We start from the raw sequence: 16,983 nt of genomic DNA, 5'->3' as shown, positions 1-16,983 counted from the left end.
TTTCACTGTGCGGGCAGCGCCTCGATCACCACCAGCGCCTGTGCCCAGGGATGATCGTCGGTCAGCGTCAGGTGCACCTTCGCGACGTGACCCGCGGGAGTCATGGCGTCAAGCCGTGCCTTGGCGCCGCCGGTCAGCGCCAGCGTCGGCGCCCCCGACGGCGCGTTGACCACGCCGATGTCGCGCATGAACACGCCCGCCTTGAATCCGGTCCCCACCGCCTTGGAAAAAGCCTCCTTGGCGGCGAAGCGCTTGGCCAGCGTCGCGGCATAGTTGAGCGGGCGCCGCGCCGCCTTGCGCAGCTCGACATCGGTGAACACGCGCTGCTCGAACCGCATGCCGAAGCGGTCGAGCGTCGCCTGGATGCGCTCGATGTTGCAGAGGTCGGAGCCGATGCCGATGATCATAAAATATCCTCCCCGGCACGGGGAAGGGGACCATGCGCAGCATGGTGGAGGGGGCTGTCCACAGGCGGTGCGCTTCGTGGCGCTCCCCCTCCACCACCAGCTGCGCTGGCGGTCCCCCTCCCCGTGCCGGGGAGGATAAGAGCTTCACGCCTCACCGCGCGTCGTCCATCAGCTCGCGCATCCGCTGCACCACCGGCGCGAGCCCGTCGAAGATCGCCTCGCCGATCAGGAAATGGCCGATATTGAGCTCGGCGAGCTGGGGGATCGCGGCGATCGGCACGACATTGTCGAAGGTCAGGCCGTGGCCGGCATGGACCTCGATCCCGTTCTTCGCGGCCAGCGCCGCGGCATCGGCAATGCGGCGCAGCTCGGCGGTCTGGGCCTCGCCCTCGAGCTCGCAATAACGGCCGGTATGCAGCTCGACCACGGGCGCGCCGAGCCGCATGGCGGCCTCGATCTGCGCCGGATCGGGCTCGATGAACAGCGAGACGCGGATATTGGCGTTCCTGAGCTCGCTCACCATCGGCGCGAGCAGATTGTGCTGCCCCGCCGCGTCGAGCCCGCCCTCGGTGGTGCGTTCCTCGCGCTTCTCGGGGACGATGCACGCGGCGTGCGGCTTGTGACGCAGCGCGATGCCGAGCATCTCGTCGGTCGCCGCCATTTCGAGGTTGAGCGGCACCGGCAGCTCGGCCGAGAGCCGTGCGATATCGTCGTCGGTGATGTGGCGCCGGTCCTCGCGCAGATGCGCGGTGATGCCGTCGGCGCCGGCTCGCGCCGCGAGCAGGGCCGCGCGCACCGGATCGGGATAGCCGCTGCCGCGCGCGTTCCGCACGGTCGCGACATGGTCGATGTTGACGCCGAGGCGAAGGTGCCCTGCGCTCACGCCGCCACCCGGCTGCCGGGCTTGATCGCGGGAATCGCGGCCAGCTCGGGCGGCAGCGACTCGGGATCATAGCTCGGCACGTCGAGCCGGATCAGCGGGAAGAAGGGCACGCCGAGATCGGCGGCGCCGTTCGAGCGGTCGACCAGGCTCGCCGCGGCGATCACCTCGCCGCCGGCCTCGGCGATCGCCTTGATCGCCTCGCGGCTCGAGAGCCCGGTGGTGACGACGTCCTCCATCATCAGCACCTGCTGGCCCGGCGACAGGCGAAAGCCGCGGCGCAGCTCGAAGGTGCCGGTGGGGCGCTCGACGAACATCGCGTCGACGTCGAGCGCGCGCGCCACTTCCTGTCCGGCGATCACGCCGCCCATTGCCGGGGAGACCACGGCGGTGATCCGCTCGCGCAGCTGGGCGGGGATCTTCGCCGCCACCGCCTGCGCCAGCCGTTCGCCGCGCGCCGGGTTCATCAGCACGCGCGCGCATTGCAGGTAGCGCGGGCTGCGCAGGCCCGAGGAGAGGATGAAATGCCCCTCCAGCAGCGCCTCCGCCGCGCGGAACTCGTCCAGAACCTCGTCGTCGGTCACATGCCCTCTTCCCGCAGTTTCGCGCCGTTTCGCATCTAGGGCGCGGGCGTGCGCCCCGCAACTGCTCCCAAAAAGCGGATGACAAGCTTGAGACGCGCGATCTTGCTGCTATAGGCCAGCCGCAACGGGCAAGTTGCGCCCGCGCGACCGGAGACCCGGCGCCCCCGGAATCAGGGGTCTAAGGAAACATGGGGTTGAACGACAAGATGCGCATGCATGGATTGAAGGCGATCGTCCTGGCCGCTGGCCTCGCGCTCGCCGGCGGCATGGCCCAGGGGCAGACGGCCCCCCAGACTGCACCGGCTTCGGCGCCGGCCGCGCCCGCCGCGGAAGCGCCCAAGGCGCCCGCCCCGGTGGCGGTGGCGACTCCGGCCGCGGTGCCTGCGCCGGGCAATCCGGTGGCCCAGGCCCAGGCCGAGGCTCCGGCCGCGGCGAAGGTGGCCGATCCGACGCTCAATCCCGACGGCACGCACAAGAACGGCCCGGCCGCGGGCATCGGCCAGCCGGTCGACGGCCGTATCGGCATCCAGCCGCAGGTGACCAAGCTCGGCGAGAGCGCGGCGCATTTCCACAACTGGATCCTGCTGCCGATCATCACGGTGATCTCGATCTTCGTACTGATCCTGCTCGCCTGGACGATCGTGCGCTACCGCCGCAAGGCGAACCCCAACCCGTCCAAGACCAGCCACAACACGCTGATCGAGATCGTCTGGACCGTCGTTCCGGTGCTGATCCTCGCGTTCATCGCCTGGCCGTCGATCTCGCTGCTCGCCAAGCAGTTCAAGCCCGCGCCCGACAATGCCGTGACGATCAAGGCGATCGGCAACCAGTGGTTCTGGAGCTACGAATATCCCGACCATGGCGGTATCTCGATCACCGCCAACATGCTCAAGGAAAAGGATCAGGTTCCGGCTGGCACGCGCTTCCGCACCGATGTCGACGGTCCGCGCCTGCTCGCGGTCGACAACCGCATCGTCGTGCCGGTCGGCACCCCGATCCGCCTGATCGCCACCGCCAACGACGTGATCCACAGCTGGGCGATCCCGGCCTTCTGGATCAAGATCGACGCGGTCCCCGGCCGCCTCAACGAGACCAGCTTCATCGTCGACAAGCCCGGCGTCTATTTCGGACAGTGCTCCGAGCTGTGCGGCGCGCGCCACGCGTACATGCCGATCGTGGTCGAGGCGGTGGAGCCCGCGGTGTTCGCGCAGTGGATCGCGGCCAAGGGCGGCAAGATGCCCGAGGCGAACAAGCCCTCGGCCGCCGCGCCGGCGCAGCCCGCGGCGGACAAGGCCGACGACACCGCGACTCCGGTCAACGGCACCGTCCCCGCCGGCAACGCGACCGTCGAGAACACCACGGCCGATTCCGCCACCACCAATCAAGCCGCCACCGGCAACACGGACCAGTAAGCCATGACCGACGTAGCTCGCGACGCACACGCCTTCACGGCGCACGACGACCATCATGACGCGCACGCCGATCACAAGCCCGGCTTCTTCGCGCGCTGGTTCCTGTCGACCAACCACAAGGACATCGGCACGCTCTACCTGATCTTCGCGATTCTCGCGGGGATCATCGGCGGCGGCATCTCGGGCCTGATGCGCCTCGAGCTCGCCGAGCCCGGCATCCAGTATCTCGGCACCTGGGCGAGCTTCGTCCATGGCGGCGAGCAGAGCTTCGACGAATCGCTGCACTTCTGGAACGTGCTGATCACCGCGCACGGCCTGATCATGGTGTTCTTCATGGTCATGCCGGCGATGATCGGCGGCTTCGGCAACTGGTTCGTGCCGATCATGATCGGCGCGCCGGACATGGCGTTCCCGCGCATGAACAACCTGTCCTTCTGGCTGCTCTGCCCGGCGTTCATCCTGCTGCTGGCCTCGCCCTTCGTCGGCGGCGGCGCAGGCGTGGGCTGGACGGTCTATGCCCCGCTCTCGACCTATGGCGAGCCTGGGCCGTCGGTGGACATGGCGATCCTCTCGCTCCACCTTGCGGGCGCATCGTCGATCCTCGGCGCGATCAACTTCATCACCACCATCTTCAACATGCGCGCGCCGGGCATGACCCTGCACAAGATGCCGCTGTTCGTGTGGTCGGTGCTGATCACCGCCTTCCTGCTGCTGCTCGCGCTGCCGGTGCTCGCCGCCGCGATCACCATGCTGCTCACCGACCGCAACTTCGGCACGACCTTCTACGATCCGGCCGGCGGCGGCGATCCGGTGCTCTACCAGCACCTGTTCTGGTTCTTCGGCCATCCCGAAGTGTACATCATGATCCTGCCGGGCTTCGGCATCGTCAGCCAGATCGTCGCGACCTTCAGCCGCAAGCCGGTGTTCGGCTATCTCGGCATGGCCTATGCCATGGTCGCGATCGGCGTGGTCGGCTTCGTGGTGTGGGCGCACCACATGTTCACCACCGGCATGAGCGTGAACGTGAAGATGTACTTCACCGCCGCGACGATGATCATCGCGGTGCCGACCGGCATCAAGATCTTCTCGTGGATCGCGACGATGTGGGGCGGCTCGATGAGCTTCAAGACCCCGATGGTGTGGGCGATCGGCTTCATCTTCATGTTCACCGTGGGCGGCGTCACCGGCGTGGTGCTCGCCAACGGCGGCGTCGACGACTACATGCACGACACTTACTACGTCGTCGCGCACTTCCACTACGTGCTCTCGCTCGGCGCGGTGTTCGGCCTGTTCGCGGGCTTCTACTACTGGTTCCCGAAGATGTCGGGCCGGATGTACAACGAGCTGCTCGGCCAGCTGCACTTCTGGGTGTTCTTCATCGGCGTGAACGTGCTGTTCTTCCCGATGCACTTCCTGGGCCTGCAGGGCATGCCGCGCCGCTATCCGGACTATCCCGACGCCTTCGCGCACTACAACGAGATCGCGAGCTGGGGTTACGCGATCATGCTCGTCGGCATGGTGTTCTTCTTCGTCAACCTCTTCATCTCGCTGTTCGCGGGCAGGAAGGCGGAGGACAATCCGTGGGGCGAGGGCGCGACGACGCTCGAATGGACGCTGTCGAGCCCGCCGCCCTTCCACCAGTTCGAGACGCTCCCGGTGATCGACGAGGACAAGCATCACTGAGACGGCTCAACACTGAAAACACGAAGCGCCCCGGGGGAACTCCGGGGCGCTTTCGTTTGCGGCGTACAAGCCCTCGCGCCCGCGGCGCCGATTCGTTACATCGATCGCATGACCCGTCTGGATCGCCGGCGCCAGGGCATCGCCATCGCGCTTTCCGCCCTGGCAGGCTATGTCGACGCGATCGCGTTCATCGCGTCGGGCGGCTATTTCGTGTCCTTCATGAGCGGCAATTCGACTCGCCTCGGCGTCGCGCTGGCGGGCGGCGAGATCGTCGGGATCGTCTCGCTGCTGATCGCGGCGTTCGTGGGCGGCGTGATCGTCGCCTCGCTGGCGGGCGGGAATTCGTCCCGCGGAGGCCGGAAGCGCGTGATGCTGCTGGTCGCCGGCCTGCTCGTCGCCGCGGCGGGCAGCGCCGGCTTCGTGTCGGTGCCGGTGACCCTCGCGCTCGCCGCGGCGGCGATGGGCGCCGAGAACGGCGTGTTCGCCGATGGCGGCGATGCCCTCGGCCTCACCTACATGACCGGCGCGCTGGTCAAGATCGGACAGCGGTTGGCCTCGGCGATGACGGGTGGCCCGCGCCTGGCGTGGCTGCCTTATGCGCTGCTCTGGGCCGGGCTGATCGCAGGCGGCATCGCCGGCGGGCTGGCCCATGCCGGTCTGGGGCTCCATGCGCTGTGGCCCGCGGCCCTCGTCGCGCTGCTGCTCGCTCCGTTCGTGGGCCGGGGCGAGGCGGTGGCGGACTCGCCGCCATCCGTTACAGACCCGTGCCCTTCCCCAACGCGTCAACCCGGCCTATAGGCCGCCGCAAATGTCCGTCGCCAACCACAGCCTGATCCTGCCCGCCGACTGGCGCGACTTCCTCGCGCTGACCAAGCCGCGAGTGATGACATTGGTCGTGTTCACGGGCCTGTGCGGCATGCTCGCCGCGCCCGTCTCGATCCACCCGGTGCTCGGTTTCACCGCGATCCTGTGCATCGCGCTTGGCGCGGGCGCGGCGGGCGCGCTCAACCAGTGGTACGAGGCGGACCTCGACGCCAAGATGAAGCGCACCCAGGGCCGCCCGCTCCCCGCCGGCCGCATGGACCGCCAGTCGGCGCTCCATTTCGGGGTCGGCGTCGCGGCGCTCTCGGTGATCCTGATGGGGCTGGCGGTGAACTATGTCGCGGCCGGCATCCTGCTCGTCTCGATCCTGTTCTACGTGCTCGTCTACACCGTCTGGCTCAAGCGCCGCACGCCGCAGAACATCGTCATCGGCGGCGCGGCGGGCGCCTTTCCGCCGCTGATCGGCTGGGCCGCGGCGACGGGCGAGGTGGCGCTGCTGCCCTTCCTGCTGTTCTGCCTCGTCTTCCTGTGGACCCCGCCGCATTTCTGGGCATTGGCCCTGTTCGTGAAGACCGACTACGCCAATGCCGGGGTGCCGATGCTGCCCGTGGTGGCGGGCGAGAAGGCGACGCGCGCGCAGATCGGCCTCTACACCATCCCCATGGCGATCGCCGCGATCGCGCCCTGGCCGCTTGGCCTCACCGGCGCGCTCTACGGCGTCACCGCGGTGGCGACGACCGCGCTGTTCGCGATCTTCGCCGCGCAGGTCGCGACGCGCATGGCGGGCGAGGGCGACAAGATGAAGCCCGAGAAGCGCCTCTTCGCCTATTCGATCTCCTATCTGTTCATCCTGTTCGCCGCGGTCGCGGCGGACCGGTGGCTTGGGATCTAAACTCGATGACTCCCGAAGAAGAAGACCTCGTCCGCGCCCGGCAGAAGTCGCGCGCCCGCGTGATGGCGCTGCTGCTGCTCGCCTTCGTCGTGCTGGTGTTCGCGATCAGCATCGTGAAGATCAGCCAGGGCATCCCGGTGAAGCACTCGTGAAGATCGACCGCAAGCTCCGCACCGCGCTACTCGCCGTGCTCGGCGTGTGCACCATGACCGGCGTCGCCTTTGCGAGCGTGCCGCTCTACCGCCTGTTCTGCCAGGTCACCGGCTTCGGCGGCACGACGATGCGCGCGGAAGCCGCGCCGGGGGCGGTCGACGCGAAGATCACGGTGGCGTTCGACAGCAATGTCAGTCCCGCGCTCACCTGGAAGTTCAAGCCCGAGGTCGCCTCGGACGAGATCTCGATCGGCGCCCGCGACATGGCCTTCTACACCGCGACCAACACCGGCACCGTGCCCGTCACCGGCACCGCGACCTACAACGTCACCCCGACCCAGGCGGGCAAGTATTTCAGCAAGATCCAGTGCTTCTGCTTCACCGAACAGACGCTCAAGCCCGGCGAGACGGTGCGCATGCCGGTGATCTACTATGTCGACCCCAAGATCCTGACCGACCCCGACACCAAGGACGTCGAGAAGATCACGCTGTCCTACACCTTCTACCCGGTCGACCCGAACAAGCCGAAGGGCTGACGGCCGCGGCGGCGGTGCGGCGCACCCCTTCAACCACCATTGCACACACCCACCTCACCCCTTAAGGCGACCTTGAATCACGCCTAAAACGAACAGGGACGGACGATGGCCGGCGCCAAGAACCACGATTACCATATTCTCCCGCCCAGCCCGTGGCCGATGCTGAGCGCGGTCGCCGCGCTGTGGCTCGCGACCGGCGGCCTGATGTGGATGAAGGCGCATCCGCACGGCATGTGGGTGTTCCTCTCGGGCCTGGTCGCCACCCTGTTCTGCATGGCCTCGTGGTGGGTCGACGTGATCAAGGAATCGAAGGCCGGCGATCACACCCCGGTGGTGCAGCTCCACCTGCGCTACGGCATGATCCTGTTCATCGCCTCGGAAGTCATGTTCTTCGTCGGCTGGTTCTGGGCGTGGTTCGATTTCGCGCTGTTCCCCGCCGCCATCTCGGTGAGCGAGCATGGCAGCGCGGTGGAAGTGCTGCAGGACGCCGTCGCGCAATTCCCGCCCAAGGGCCTGGAAGTGCTCAACGCCTTCCAGCTGCCGCTGCTCAACACCTTCATCCTGCTGCTCTCGGGCACCACGGTCACCTGGGCGCATCATGGCCTGATCCACAACCAGCGCGGCGGCGCGATGAAGGGCCTGTGGGGCGCCCTCGGCGTCGGCGAGAACGACGTGGTCAAGAAGGGCCTGTGGCTGACCATCGTCCTCGGCCTGATCTTCTCGAGCATCCAGGCCTATGAATATGCCCATGCGCCGTTCGTGTTCGGCAAGTCGAACTATTCGTCGGCCTTCTTCATGGCGACCGGCTTCCACGGCTTCCACGTGATCGTCGGCACCATCTTCCTCGCGGTGTGCCTGCTGCGCGCCTATCAGGGCGACTTCACCCCGCGCCAGCATTTCGGCTTCGAGGCGGCGGCCTGGTACTGGCACTTCGTCGACGTCGTCTGGCTGTTCCTGTTCGTCGTCGTCTATGTCTGGGGCAGCGCGGGCGCGCCGGTTCACGGGTGACGGCGGCGGGCTGGCACCTCGCACAGGCCAATATCGGGCGGCTGGTCGCGCCGCCCGAGGACTCGCGGGTCGCCGGCTTCTTCGCCGAGCTCGATCGCATCAACGCCCTGGCCGAGGCGAGCCCGGGGTTCGTGTGGCGGCTGACGGGCGAGGGCAATAACGCCACCGACCTCCAGCCGACGCCCGACCCGCAGCTGATCGTCAATCTCTCGGTGTGGCAGGACGCCGAGGCGCTGTTCGACTTCGTCTATCGCAGCGCGCACACGCCGGTGATGGCGCAGCGCAAGCACTGGTTCGACCGCTTCGACGGCCATTACCAGGTGCTGTGGTGGATCGCGGCGGGCGAGACGCCGGGCGTCAGCGACGTGTTCGCGCGATTGTGGATGCTCGAACGGTTCGGGCCCAGCGCGCACGCCTTCACTTTCAAGGCACGCTTTCCCGCGCCCGGACTGCCCGGCACGCCGGTCGACATGCAGCCCGATCCCTGGTGCGAAGGTCGTGCCTGAACCGGCGCCGGAACCGGTGGTTGCGGACGCGGTTCCCGTTCTCGATTCGGCGTTCAAGGGCACCTGCCCGCGGTGCGGCGCGCCTTCGCTGTTTTCGGGCTGGGTCAGGTTCGCGGAGCGCTGTTCGAGCTGCGGGCTCGATTATGCGGCGTTCAACGTCGGCGATGGCCCGGCCGCATTCCTCACCCTCATCGTCGGCACGATCATCGTCGTGCTCTCGATCGCGCTCGAGCTCGCCGCCAGCCCGCCAATCTGGCTGCACCTGCTGCTGTGGATCCCGCTGACGGTGGTGCTCGTGGTCTTCTCGCTGCGCTGGGCCAAGGGCGCGCTGCTCGCGCTCGAATATCGCAACGCCGCGCGCGAGGGGCGGCTCAAGGATCGAGCGCCGTGAAGGTGCCGCTCATCCCCACGATCCTGGTCGGCCTGGCCGTCGCGGCCATGATCGGGCTCGGCGTGTGGCAGCTCGACCGCCGTGCCGAGAAGGCGGCGATGATCGCGCGCTATGCCGGCAACCGCGCCCGCCCGGTGATGGCCTTCCCCAACCCGCCGATCGGCGACGAGCATCTGTTCCGCCGCGCCAGCGCGATGTGCCTCGAGGTCGTCGGCTGGAGCGAGCAGGCCGGCCGCGCGGAGAACGGCGCCAAGGGCTGGCGCCATATCGCCGAGTGCCGCACGGGAATCGAGGCGCTGACGGTCAAGTTCGACATGGGCGTCAGCACCGCGCCCGGCGTCGCGCCGGTATGGAAGGGCGGCGAGGTCACTGGCGCGATCACCCACGCCCCCGACGCGACCCCGCTGCTCGCCGGCCTGTTCGGCAAGCGCCCGCCGCGCACGCTGATGCTCGTCGCCGAGAAGCCCGCCCCCGGCCTCGCCGAGAGCGCGCGGCCCGACCCGTCGAGCGTCCCCAACAACCACCTCGCCTATGCCGTGCAATGGTTCCTGTTCGCGCTGGCGGCGGTGGTGATCTACGTCCTCGCGCTGCGCTGGCGGGGACGGAAGGTGAAGAGCGAGTGAGCCGCGAACGGGGCGAGCGCATCTTGCTGATCCTCGACCTCGACGAAACGCTGATCCACGCGACCGAGGCGCCGCTTGAGCGCCCCGCCGATTTCAACGTGTTCGACTACCATGTCTACCGGCGGCCATATCTGACCGAGTTCCTCGTGGCTTGTATGGGGTCGTTCGAACTGGCCGTGTGGTCATCGGCATCCGATGACTATGTCGAGCTGATCACCCGAGAGATATTCGGTGCCGCGCCACTGCATTTCGTCTGGGGACGCTCCCGCGCGACGCTGCCGCGCGTCATCCGCTCCGACGACTATCTCTACTGGCCGACCGATCATCGCCACTATGTCAAACCGCTGGCGAAAGCGAAGAAGCTGGGCTGGCCGCTCGAACGGATCCTGATCGTCGATGATACACCAGAGAAGTGCGTGCGCAACTACGGCAATGCGATCTACGCGCATCCATTCGAGGGTGATCCTGCGGACGATGAGTTGCGCTTGCTGGCTGCCTATCTCGAAACGTTGAAGGACTGTTCGAACGTGAGGGCGGTGGAGAAACGTCGCTGGCGGGCGGCAGCGCGCGAATTGCTCGGGCTTACCCCGCCGCAAAGCTAGACTTTCTTGCCGCTCGGCTCCCGCGCGGCTAACCCCGCGCCTCATGCGCTACCAGAGCACGCGCGGCGCCGCGCCCGAACTCGATTTCCGTGACGTGACGCTCGCCGGGCTGGCGCGCGACGGCGGCCTCTATGTCCCTGTCGAATGGCCGCGCCTGAGCGAAGCCGAGATCGCCGGCCTCGCCGGCCTCTCCTATGTCGAGACCGCCGTCCGCGTGATGGCGCCGTTCGTCGCGGGCAGCCTGAGCGAAGCCGAGCTGCGCGAGCTGTGCACCCAGGCCTATGGCCGCTTCAGCCACGACGCGGTCACCCCGCTGGTCCAGCTTGACCACCGCCACTTCCTGCTCGAGCTGTTCCACGGCCCCACCCTCGCGTTCAAGGACGTCGCGCTCCAGCTGCTCGGCCTGTTGTTCGAGCGCTTTCTCAAGGGCACCGACCAGCACCTGACCATCGTCGGCGCGACCAGCGGCGACACCGGCTCGGCGGCGATCGACGCGGTGGCGGGCCGCGAGGGCATCGACATCTTCATGCTCCACCCGAACAAGCGGGTGAGCGACGTGCAGCGCCGCCAGATGACCACGGTGCTCGCCCCCAACGTCCACAACATCGCCATCGAGGGCAGCTTCGACGACGCGCAGGCGATGGTGAAGGCGATGTTCAACGACGCCGATTTCTCGGCGCGTTTCCAGGTGACCGCGGTCAACTCGATCAACTGGGCGCGGCTGATGGCGCAGGTCGTGTACTATTTCTACGCGGCCGTCCGCCTCGGCGCGCCGGGCCGCGCCGTCGCGTTCAGCGTGCCGACCGGCAATTTCGGCGATGTCTTCGCCGGCTATGTCGCTGCAAAGATGGGGCTTCCCGTCGCCAGGCTGATCGTCGCCACCAACGTCAACGACATTCTCCACCGCGCGCTCTCGGCGGGCGACTATTCGACCGGAACCGTCACCCCCACCGCCGCGCCGAGCATGGACATCCAGGTCAGCTCGAACTTCGAACGCCTCCTGTTCGACCTCGCCGGCCGCGACGGCGCGGCGCTCGCCGAGCAGATGCGCGGGTTCGAGGCGAGCAAGGCGATGCGCCTCACCAACGCCCAGCGCGAGGGCGCCGCGTCGCTGTTCGCCAGCGACCGCATCGACGCGAGCGAGATGGCGCAGGCGATGGCGTGGGCCGCATCGCGCGCCGACGAGATCCTCGACCCGCACACCGCGATCGGCCTCGCCGCTGCGCGCCGGGCGGACATCGCCGCCGACGTCCCCGTCGTCACCCTCGCCACCGCGCACCCGGCCAAGTTCGGCGACGCGGTCGAGCGCGCCACCGGCATCCGCCCGACGCTGCCGTCGCGCATCGGCGACCTGTTCGACCGCGAGGAGCGCTACGACGTCCTCCCCGCGACCTTCGAGGCGGTCACGACCTATATCGCCGAGCGCGCCAAGCCCCGCTAAGGGGAGGCGATGAACCTCGTCACCCTCACCGGCGAACCCTGGGCCGATTACGGCCTGGTTGACTCGGGCCATGGCCGCAAGCTCGAGCGCTATGGCGATTATCGCTTCGTCCGCCCCGAGCCGCAGGCGATGTGGGCGCCCGCGTCCGAAGACTGGGACGCGCATGGCGAATTCACCCCCGCGCCCGATGACGAGGGCGGCGGCCGCTGGGTGTTCGCCAAGCCGGTCCCGCGCGAGGGCTGGCCGCTGGCCTGGGACCGGGTCCGCTTCACCGCCCAGACCACGCCCTTCCGCCATCTCGGCTTCTTCCCGGACATGGCGCCGGTATGGAGCTGGATGCGCGAGCAGACCGCCGGGGTCGAGGCGCCCACCGTCATGAACCTGTTCGGCTATACCGGCGTCGGCACGCTGGCGATGGCCGCATCGGGCGCGCAGATGGTGCATGTCGACGCGTCGAAGAAATCGGTCGAGGCCGCCAAGGGCAACGCCGCGCTCTCGGGCATGAGCGACAAGCCGATCCGCTGGATCGTCGACGATGCCGGCAAGTTCGTCGCGCGCGAGGTGCGCCGCGCCCGCCGCTACGACGGCATCCTGCTCGATCCGCCAAAATATGGCCGCGGCCCGACGGGGGAGGTGTGGCAACTCGAGCAGGACCTGCCCGGCCTGATCGCCAACTGCCGCCAGCTATTGGACGCCGACTCGCGCTTCCTGTTCCTCACCGTCTATGCGATCCGCATGTCCGCGCTCGCGATCGGCGAACTGCTGAGCCAGCATTTCGCGGACCTCGGCGGCAAGGTCGAATGCGGCGAACTCGCGGTACGCGAGGAGGCGCGGGGACTGCTGCTGCCGACGGCGATCTTCGCGCGGTGGAGTCGCTAGAGCCGAACGCGCCAAGTATCCTCGGGATACTTCCGGATACGCGACCTCCATTGCCAAAGCACAAAGATGATCGCGCCTACGATAAAGACGAGTCCCGCGGCCCAGCCATATTCGCGCGCTAGAAGCGGGGTTATCGCGATCAGCAGTATTGCCGGCACCGCAAGCGCGAGCAGATCCCGTCCCGTAATTTTCCGCATCTTCATCACCGCCCCATCCGCATCGCCGCGCCCGCCACGAACGGACACCCGGCCACGAGTACCAGGCTCACCGCGCCCAGCAGCTTCATCGCGCTCGCGTCGCCCGTCATCGCGCCCGCGCCGAAGATCAGCAGCGGCACCGCGAAGGGCAACATCACCAGCCCCGCCACCGCGCCCGCGCCGCGCAGCCCGGCGGTGAGCGCCGCGGTCGCCACGCCGAGCGCCGCCAGCCCGGGCGTGCCGATCAGCAGCGCCAACAGCGCCGCGCGCGCCTGGTCGAGCGAGAGGTTGAGCAAGGCCGCCGCGATCACCGTCGCGACCAGCAAGGTCGGCGCGAAGCCCAGCCAATGCCCCAGCGTCTTCGCCGCCGCCACGCTCGCATCGGTCCAGCCACGCACCGCGAGCTGGTCGAGCACGCCGCTTTCCTGATCGGGCGTCACCAGCCGTTCGACCGGCAACAGCGCGGCGAGCAGCGCCGCCGCCCAGATCACCCCGCCACCCACGCGCGCGAGCAATTTCGGCTCCGGCCCGATCGCGAACGGAAACAGGATCGCCACCAGCAGGAAGAAGGCGACCGGCAGCATCAGCCCGCCCGCCGCCCAGGCCCGCCGCAGCTCGCGCCACACCAAGGAGGCGAAGCCGCTCATGCCGCCTCCCCGATCACCACGCCGTGCGCGCCGGGAATGTGGATCGGCAGGTGCGTCGCGACCACCACGATCCCGCCCTCTACGCGATGCTCGGCGATCAGCGCCCCCAGCATCGCGGTCGCGGCGTGGTCGAGCCCGTTCGCCGGCTCGTCGAGCAGCCACACCGGCGCCCCGCTCGCCACCACCCGCGCGATCGCCACGCGCCGCCGCTGCCCGGTCGACAGCAGCCGCACCGGCACCGGTGCGAGCGGCGCGAGGCCGACCGCCTCCAGCGCCGCTTCCGCCCTGTCGCGCCGCCCGTCCAGCCCGGCCCAGAAGCCGAGTGCCTTGGCCACCGGCAGCTCGGGATCGAGCGCGGCCGCCTCGGTCAGCAAGGCGCGCTCCCCGTCGACCGTCACCGTGCCGGTGGCCGGCTTGAGCAGCCCCGCGGCCACCCGGATCAGGCTCGACTTGCCAGCGCCGTTGGGCCCGGTGACCAGCGCCGCGCCGCCTTCGTCCAGCGTGAAGCTCAGCCCCTCGAATAGCAGCCGCCCGCCGCGTGCGCATGCGACACCGTCAAAGGCGAGCCGCGGCACATTCACCCGACGCTGTCCTCCAGCGCGTGCATGTCGTCGTCGGAAAGGCCGAAATGATGCCCCACCTCATGCACCACGACATGGGTGATCAGCGCCTCCAGGCTCACGCCGGTATCGACCCATTCGTCGAGCAGCGGGCGGCGATAGAGGTGGATCGTGTCGGGCCGGGGCAGCTCGCCCAGGAAGCCCTCCTTCTCGCCCACGGGCCGCCCCGAATAGAGCCCGGTCAGCTCGAACGGGTCCTCGAACCCCATGTCGCGCAGCGTTTCCTCGTCGGCGAACTCCTCGATCACCAGCACGACATCGGTGAGATAGGCCGCAAACGGCGCCGGGATGCGCGCCAGCGCCGCGCGGGCGAGCGCCTCCAGCTGCGCGGCGTCGGGGGCGTAAGTCGCATTTTGCTCGGCCATCGTGGCTGCGCTATGCCCGAGCCAGGCAAGGGAGGGAAGGATGGTCGAGCAACTGAGCCAGGCGGAGCGCGAGGATGCGCTCGAAGGGCTGCCCGAATGGGACTATCAGGAGGGCCGCGACGCGATCACGCGCCGCTTCACCTTCGACGATTTCAGCCAGGCCTTCGCCTTCATGACCCAGGTCGCGCTGCTCGCCGAGAAGGCCGACCACCACCCCGAATGGTCGAACGTGTGGAACCGGGTCGACATATTGCTCACCACCCATGACGCCGGCGGCTTGTCGGGCCGCGATATCGACATGGCCCGGGCGATCGACGCGCTGGTCGAATGAACCCACGGCTTGCAAAACCGGGTTTGGTCTGCTCCCCTAGCGTAACACCGCCAGATTAGATCAAGCGGTACGGCGCGAAGGAGAGGGGTATGCAGGCGATCTTCATCACTGGCGGCGGATCGGGCATCGGGCGTGCCGTGGCGCAGCTGTTCGCGTCGCGCGGCTGGCGCGTCGGGCTGGCGGATATCAACGATGCCGGGATGGCGGAGACCGCGCGGTTGCTCGGCGGTGCGCCGGTGACGATCCACAAGCTCGACGTGCGCGACCGCGCGGCGTGGGATCGTGCGCTGGCGGACTTCGTCGCGGAGAGCGGCGGGCGGCTCGACGTGCTGTTCAACAATGCCGGCATCGGCGTCGGCGGCAATTTCGCGCAGACCACGGTCGAGGAGCTCGACCGCTGCGTCGACATCAACCTGATGGGCGTCGTCTATGGCGCGCATGCGGGGTACCGCTATCTCAAGGCGTCGCACGGGTGCCTGCTCAACACCGCGTCGGCGGCGGGCATCTATGGCACGATGGGGGTCGCGATCTATTCGGCGACCAAGTTCGCGGTGCGCGGGTTCACCGAAGCGCTCGACGCCGAATGGCATGGCGAGGGAATCCGCGTCCGCGCGCTGCTGCCGAGCTTCATCGACACCGCGATCCTCGACGGCACGCCGGTCGGCAGCAACGAGACGATGCGCGACCGCGTGCGTGCGGCGCAGCTCGAATTCACGCCGGTGGAGCAGGCGGCGGAGGCGGCATGGGAGGCGGTCCATGGCGACCGTCTCCACACGCTGGTCGGCAAGACCGCGCGCCGCATGTGGTTCGCCGCGCGCTTCCTGCGCGGGTCGATGCGCAAGCAGGCGCGCGGCGGGGCGAAGTAACGCGCCCGCCGCGCTGCCGGTCAGCGCGCCTGGACGCGCACCAGCGGCGGCAGGATGCCGCGCTGCAGCTTGGTATAGGTGATGTCGACGCTGCGCAGGTTGCGGCTGCGTCCGCGCAGGTCCTTGGCGACGGTGCAGGCGCCGCCGCGCAGGATCTGGCGCGTGCGGATGTCCTGCCGCGCGCCATTGTTGAAGCGCACGCGGACGCTCTGCAGTCCGATCGGACGGTTGATCGAGCAGATGCGGATCTGGCGATGCCGCTCGTTGCCGCGCACCTGGATCGTATCGCGATCGGAACCCGCGCCGACGGTGCGGAAGCCGATCGTCTCCCAGCCGCGCTGCGCCATGGCGCCGGTGGGAAGGGCAAGTGCGGCGATTGCCGAAAGACCAATGAGACGCTTCATGACCGCTCCTCTCCTCATTTCGGTGTAACAGGCTGGCATCGTGCCGCGAGCGCAACGAATATCGCAGGCGAAGGTTGCGCGGCCCGTGACGCTAGGCGCGGCTGAGGCTGCCCACCCAGGCATAGCCGCGCAGCAGCGGCTCGAACCCCATCTCGAGCCCGCCGGCCATGGCGATGTGCTTGAGCGCCACCGGCAGGTCGCGGCGCGGGGTGACGTGGAAACGCGCCAGCCACGCGAACAGCGCGCGCCGCCACCAGTGGGGGAGCCGCTCCTGCTGCCCGAAATCGACCACGCGCAGCGCGCCGCCCGGCGCCACCGCCTTCGCCGCCCGCTCGATCGCGCCGGTCCAGTCGGGGATCATCGACAGCGTGTAGCTCAGGAACACCCGGTCGAAGCCGTCGATACCGAACAGCGCCTTGGCATCGAACTTCGCGGCGTCGCCCTGCACCAAGGTGATGCGGTCGGAGAGGCCGGCCTGCGCCACCTTGGCCCGCGCCGTCGTCAGCATCGCTTCGGAGATGTCGAGCCCATAGAAGCGCGCGCCGGGCCAGCGCCGCGCCGCCGCGATCAGGTTGCGCGCGGTGCCGCAGCCGACCTCGAGCACCGTGCCCCCCGGTGGCGGCGCGAGCTCGGCGATCAGCCGGTCGCGCCCGAGGAGATAATATTTGCGCGTGAGGTCGTAGATGTGCCGCTGCGCCGCATAGACCGCGTCCATGCGCGCGGCGTGAGTCTCAC

At 68.6% G+C, this 16,983-nt stretch carries 23 protein-coding genes; 15 read left to right on the top strand and 8 right to left on the bottom strand.

Annotated features, from left to right (window positions below; genetic code table 11):
- Positions 1–2 precede the first annotated feature (2 nt).
- The 3 genes from acpS to pyrE all read right to left on the bottom strand — a co-directional run bounded on the left by acpS (position 3) and on the right by pyrE (position 1,871).
- Positions 3–407, bottom strand: a complete 405-nt coding sequence (gene acpS, locus ACO227_RS05450; RefSeq protein WP_423605928.1) for a holo-ACP synthase — start codon at positions 405–407, stop codon at positions 3–5.
- Positions 408–558: 151 nt separating this feature from the next.
- Complete coding sequence (locus ACO227_RS05445; RefSeq protein WP_343521262.1) at positions 559–1,290, bottom strand: pyridoxine 5'-phosphate synthase; 732 nt, start codon at positions 1,288–1,290, stop codon at positions 559–561.
- Positions 1,287–1,871, bottom strand: a complete 585-nt coding sequence (gene pyrE, locus ACO227_RS05440; RefSeq protein WP_423605926.1) for an orotate phosphoribosyltransferase — start codon at positions 1,869–1,871, stop codon at positions 1,287–1,289. Before pyrE ends, ACO227_RS05445 begins: the two co-directional genes overlap by 4 nt.
- A gap of 206 nt (positions 1,872–2,077) precedes the next feature.
- On the opposite strand from pyrE, the gene coxB reads away from it, so the two are divergent.
- The 13 genes from coxB (at position 2,078) to ACO227_RS05375 (ending at position 12,818) form a co-directional block, all read left to right on the top strand.
- Positions 2,078–3,283 carry a cytochrome c oxidase subunit II gene (gene coxB / locus ACO227_RS05435; RefSeq protein ID WP_423607269.1) on the top strand — a complete coding sequence of 402 codons (1,206 nt, stop codon included), beginning with the start codon at positions 2,078–2,080 and terminating at the stop codon, positions 3,281–3,283.
- A gap of 3 nt (positions 3,284–3,286) precedes the next feature.
- A complete protein-coding gene (gene ctaD, locus ACO227_RS05430; RefSeq protein WP_423605924.1) occupies positions 3,287–4,966 on the top strand; it encodes a cytochrome c oxidase subunit I in 1,680 nt (559 codons plus the stop codon).
- Positions 4,967–5,074: 108 nt separating this feature from the next.
- The gene (locus ACO227_RS05425; protein WP_423605922.1) at positions 5,075–5,764 is read left to right on the top strand and encodes a YoaK family protein; all 690 of its coding nucleotides are present in this window, start codon (positions 5,075–5,077) and stop codon (positions 5,762–5,764) included.
- 10 nt (positions 5,765–5,774) lie between these two features.
- Positions 5,775–6,680 carry a heme o synthase gene (locus ACO227_RS05420; RefSeq protein WP_423605920.1) on the top strand — a complete coding sequence of 302 codons (906 nt, stop codon included), beginning with the start codon at positions 5,775–5,777 and terminating at the stop codon, positions 6,678–6,680.
- A 5-nt stretch (positions 6,681–6,685) separates the two neighbouring features.
- Positions 6,686–6,832 carry a hypothetical protein gene (locus tag ACO227_RS05415; RefSeq protein WP_423605919.1) on the top strand — a complete coding sequence of 49 codons (147 nt, stop codon included), beginning with the start codon at positions 6,686–6,688 and terminating at the stop codon, positions 6,830–6,832.
- A complete protein-coding gene (locus tag ACO227_RS05410) occupies positions 6,829–7,368 on the top strand; it encodes a cytochrome c oxidase assembly protein (protein ID WP_423605917.1) in 540 nt (179 codons plus the stop codon). The genes ACO227_RS05415 and ACO227_RS05410 overlap by 4 nt, the downstream gene beginning before the upstream one ends.
- 105 nt (positions 7,369–7,473) lie before the next feature.
- Positions 7,474–8,376 (top strand): cytochrome c oxidase subunit 3, encoded by a 903-nt coding sequence (locus ACO227_RS05405; RefSeq protein ID WP_423605916.1) that lies wholly within the window; start codon positions 7,474–7,476, stop codon positions 8,374–8,376.
- Positions 8,373–8,882 (top strand): DUF3291 domain-containing protein, encoded by a 510-nt coding sequence (locus ACO227_RS05400; RefSeq protein WP_423605914.1) that lies wholly within the window; start codon positions 8,373–8,375, stop codon positions 8,880–8,882. Before ACO227_RS05405 ends, ACO227_RS05400 begins: the two co-directional genes overlap by 4 nt.
- Complete coding sequence (locus tag ACO227_RS05395) at positions 8,875–9,273, top strand: DUF983 domain-containing protein (RefSeq protein ID WP_423605912.1); 399 nt, start codon at positions 8,875–8,877, stop codon at positions 9,271–9,273. The genes ACO227_RS05400 and ACO227_RS05395 overlap by 8 nt, the downstream gene beginning before the upstream one ends.
- Positions 9,274–9,320: 47 nt before the next feature.
- Entirely contained in the window at positions 9,321–9,896 is a 576-nt protein-coding gene (locus tag ACO227_RS05390; RefSeq protein WP_423607267.1) for an SURF1 family protein, read from the top strand.
- The gene (locus ACO227_RS05385; RefSeq protein ID WP_423605910.1) at positions 9,893–10,498 is read left to right on the top strand and encodes an NIF family HAD-type phosphatase; all 606 of its coding nucleotides are present in this window, start codon (positions 9,893–9,895) and stop codon (positions 10,496–10,498) included. Before ACO227_RS05390 ends, ACO227_RS05385 begins: the two co-directional genes overlap by 4 nt.
- A 43-nt stretch (positions 10,499–10,541) precedes the next feature.
- Positions 10,542–11,939 (top strand): threonine synthase, encoded by a 1,398-nt coding sequence (gene thrC, locus ACO227_RS05380; RefSeq protein WP_423605908.1) that lies wholly within the window; start codon positions 10,542–10,544, stop codon positions 11,937–11,939.
- A 9-nt stretch (positions 11,940–11,948) separates the two neighbouring features.
- Positions 11,949–12,818: a class I SAM-dependent methyltransferase gene (locus ACO227_RS05375; protein WP_423605907.1), complete on the top strand. Its 870-nt coding sequence runs from the start codon at positions 11,949–11,951 to the stop codon at positions 12,816–12,818.
- A 202-nt stretch (positions 12,819–13,020) separates the two neighbouring features.
- On the opposite strand, the gene ACO227_RS05370 is transcribed toward ACO227_RS05375, so the two are convergent.
- The 3 genes from ACO227_RS05370 to ACO227_RS05360 are packed head-to-tail and all read right to left on the bottom strand — an operon-like array spanning position 13,021 to position 14,647.
- The gene (locus ACO227_RS05370) at positions 13,021–13,662 is read right to left on the bottom strand and encodes a heme exporter protein CcmB (protein ID WP_423605905.1); all 642 of its coding nucleotides are present in this window, start codon (positions 13,660–13,662) and stop codon (positions 13,021–13,023) included.
- On the bottom strand, positions 13,659–14,237 hold the full coding sequence (gene ccmA, locus ACO227_RS05365; protein ID WP_423607265.1) for a heme ABC exporter ATP-binding protein CcmA: 579 nt from the start codon (positions 14,235–14,237) through the stop codon (positions 13,659–13,661). The genes ACO227_RS05370 and ccmA overlap by 4 nt, the downstream gene beginning before the upstream one ends.
- Positions 14,238–14,239: 2 nt before the next feature.
- A complete protein-coding gene (locus ACO227_RS05360) occupies positions 14,240–14,647 on the bottom strand; it encodes a metallopeptidase family protein (RefSeq protein ID WP_423605904.1) in 408 nt (135 codons plus the stop codon).
- Between the two features lie 40 nt (positions 14,648–14,687).
- On the opposite strand from ACO227_RS05360, the gene ACO227_RS05355 reads away from it, so the two are divergent.
- Positions 14,688–14,978 carry a 4a-hydroxytetrahydrobiopterin dehydratase gene (locus ACO227_RS05355; protein WP_423605902.1) on the top strand — a complete coding sequence of 97 codons (291 nt, stop codon included), beginning with the start codon at positions 14,688–14,690 and terminating at the stop codon, positions 14,976–14,978.
- An 89-nt stretch (positions 14,979–15,067) separates the two neighbouring features.
- Positions 15,068–15,844, top strand: coding sequence for an SDR family oxidoreductase (locus tag ACO227_RS05350; protein WP_423605900.1), 777 nt, complete (start codon positions 15,068–15,070; stop codon positions 15,842–15,844).
- Between the two features lie 20 nt (positions 15,845–15,864).
- Here ACO227_RS05350 and ACO227_RS05345 read toward each other — a convergent pair whose 3' ends face one another.
- Positions 15,865–16,248 (bottom strand): hypothetical protein, encoded by a 384-nt coding sequence (locus ACO227_RS05345; RefSeq protein WP_423605898.1) that lies wholly within the window; start codon positions 16,246–16,248, stop codon positions 15,865–15,867.
- Positions 16,249–16,339: 91 nt separating this feature from the next.
- A complete protein-coding gene (locus ACO227_RS05340; protein ID WP_423607263.1) occupies positions 16,340–16,963 on the bottom strand; it encodes a class I SAM-dependent methyltransferase in 624 nt (207 codons plus the stop codon).
- Between the last annotated feature and the right edge of the window lie 20 nt (positions 16,964–16,983).

The organism is Sphingomonas sp. MS122 (assembly GCF_049532975.1).
Lineage (GTDB): Bacteria > Pseudomonadota > Alphaproteobacteria > Sphingomonadales > Sphingomonadaceae > Sphingomonas.
The sequence above is the reverse complement of the archived record's forward strand: the minus strand, read 5'-3'. Positions and strand labels throughout refer to the sequence as shown.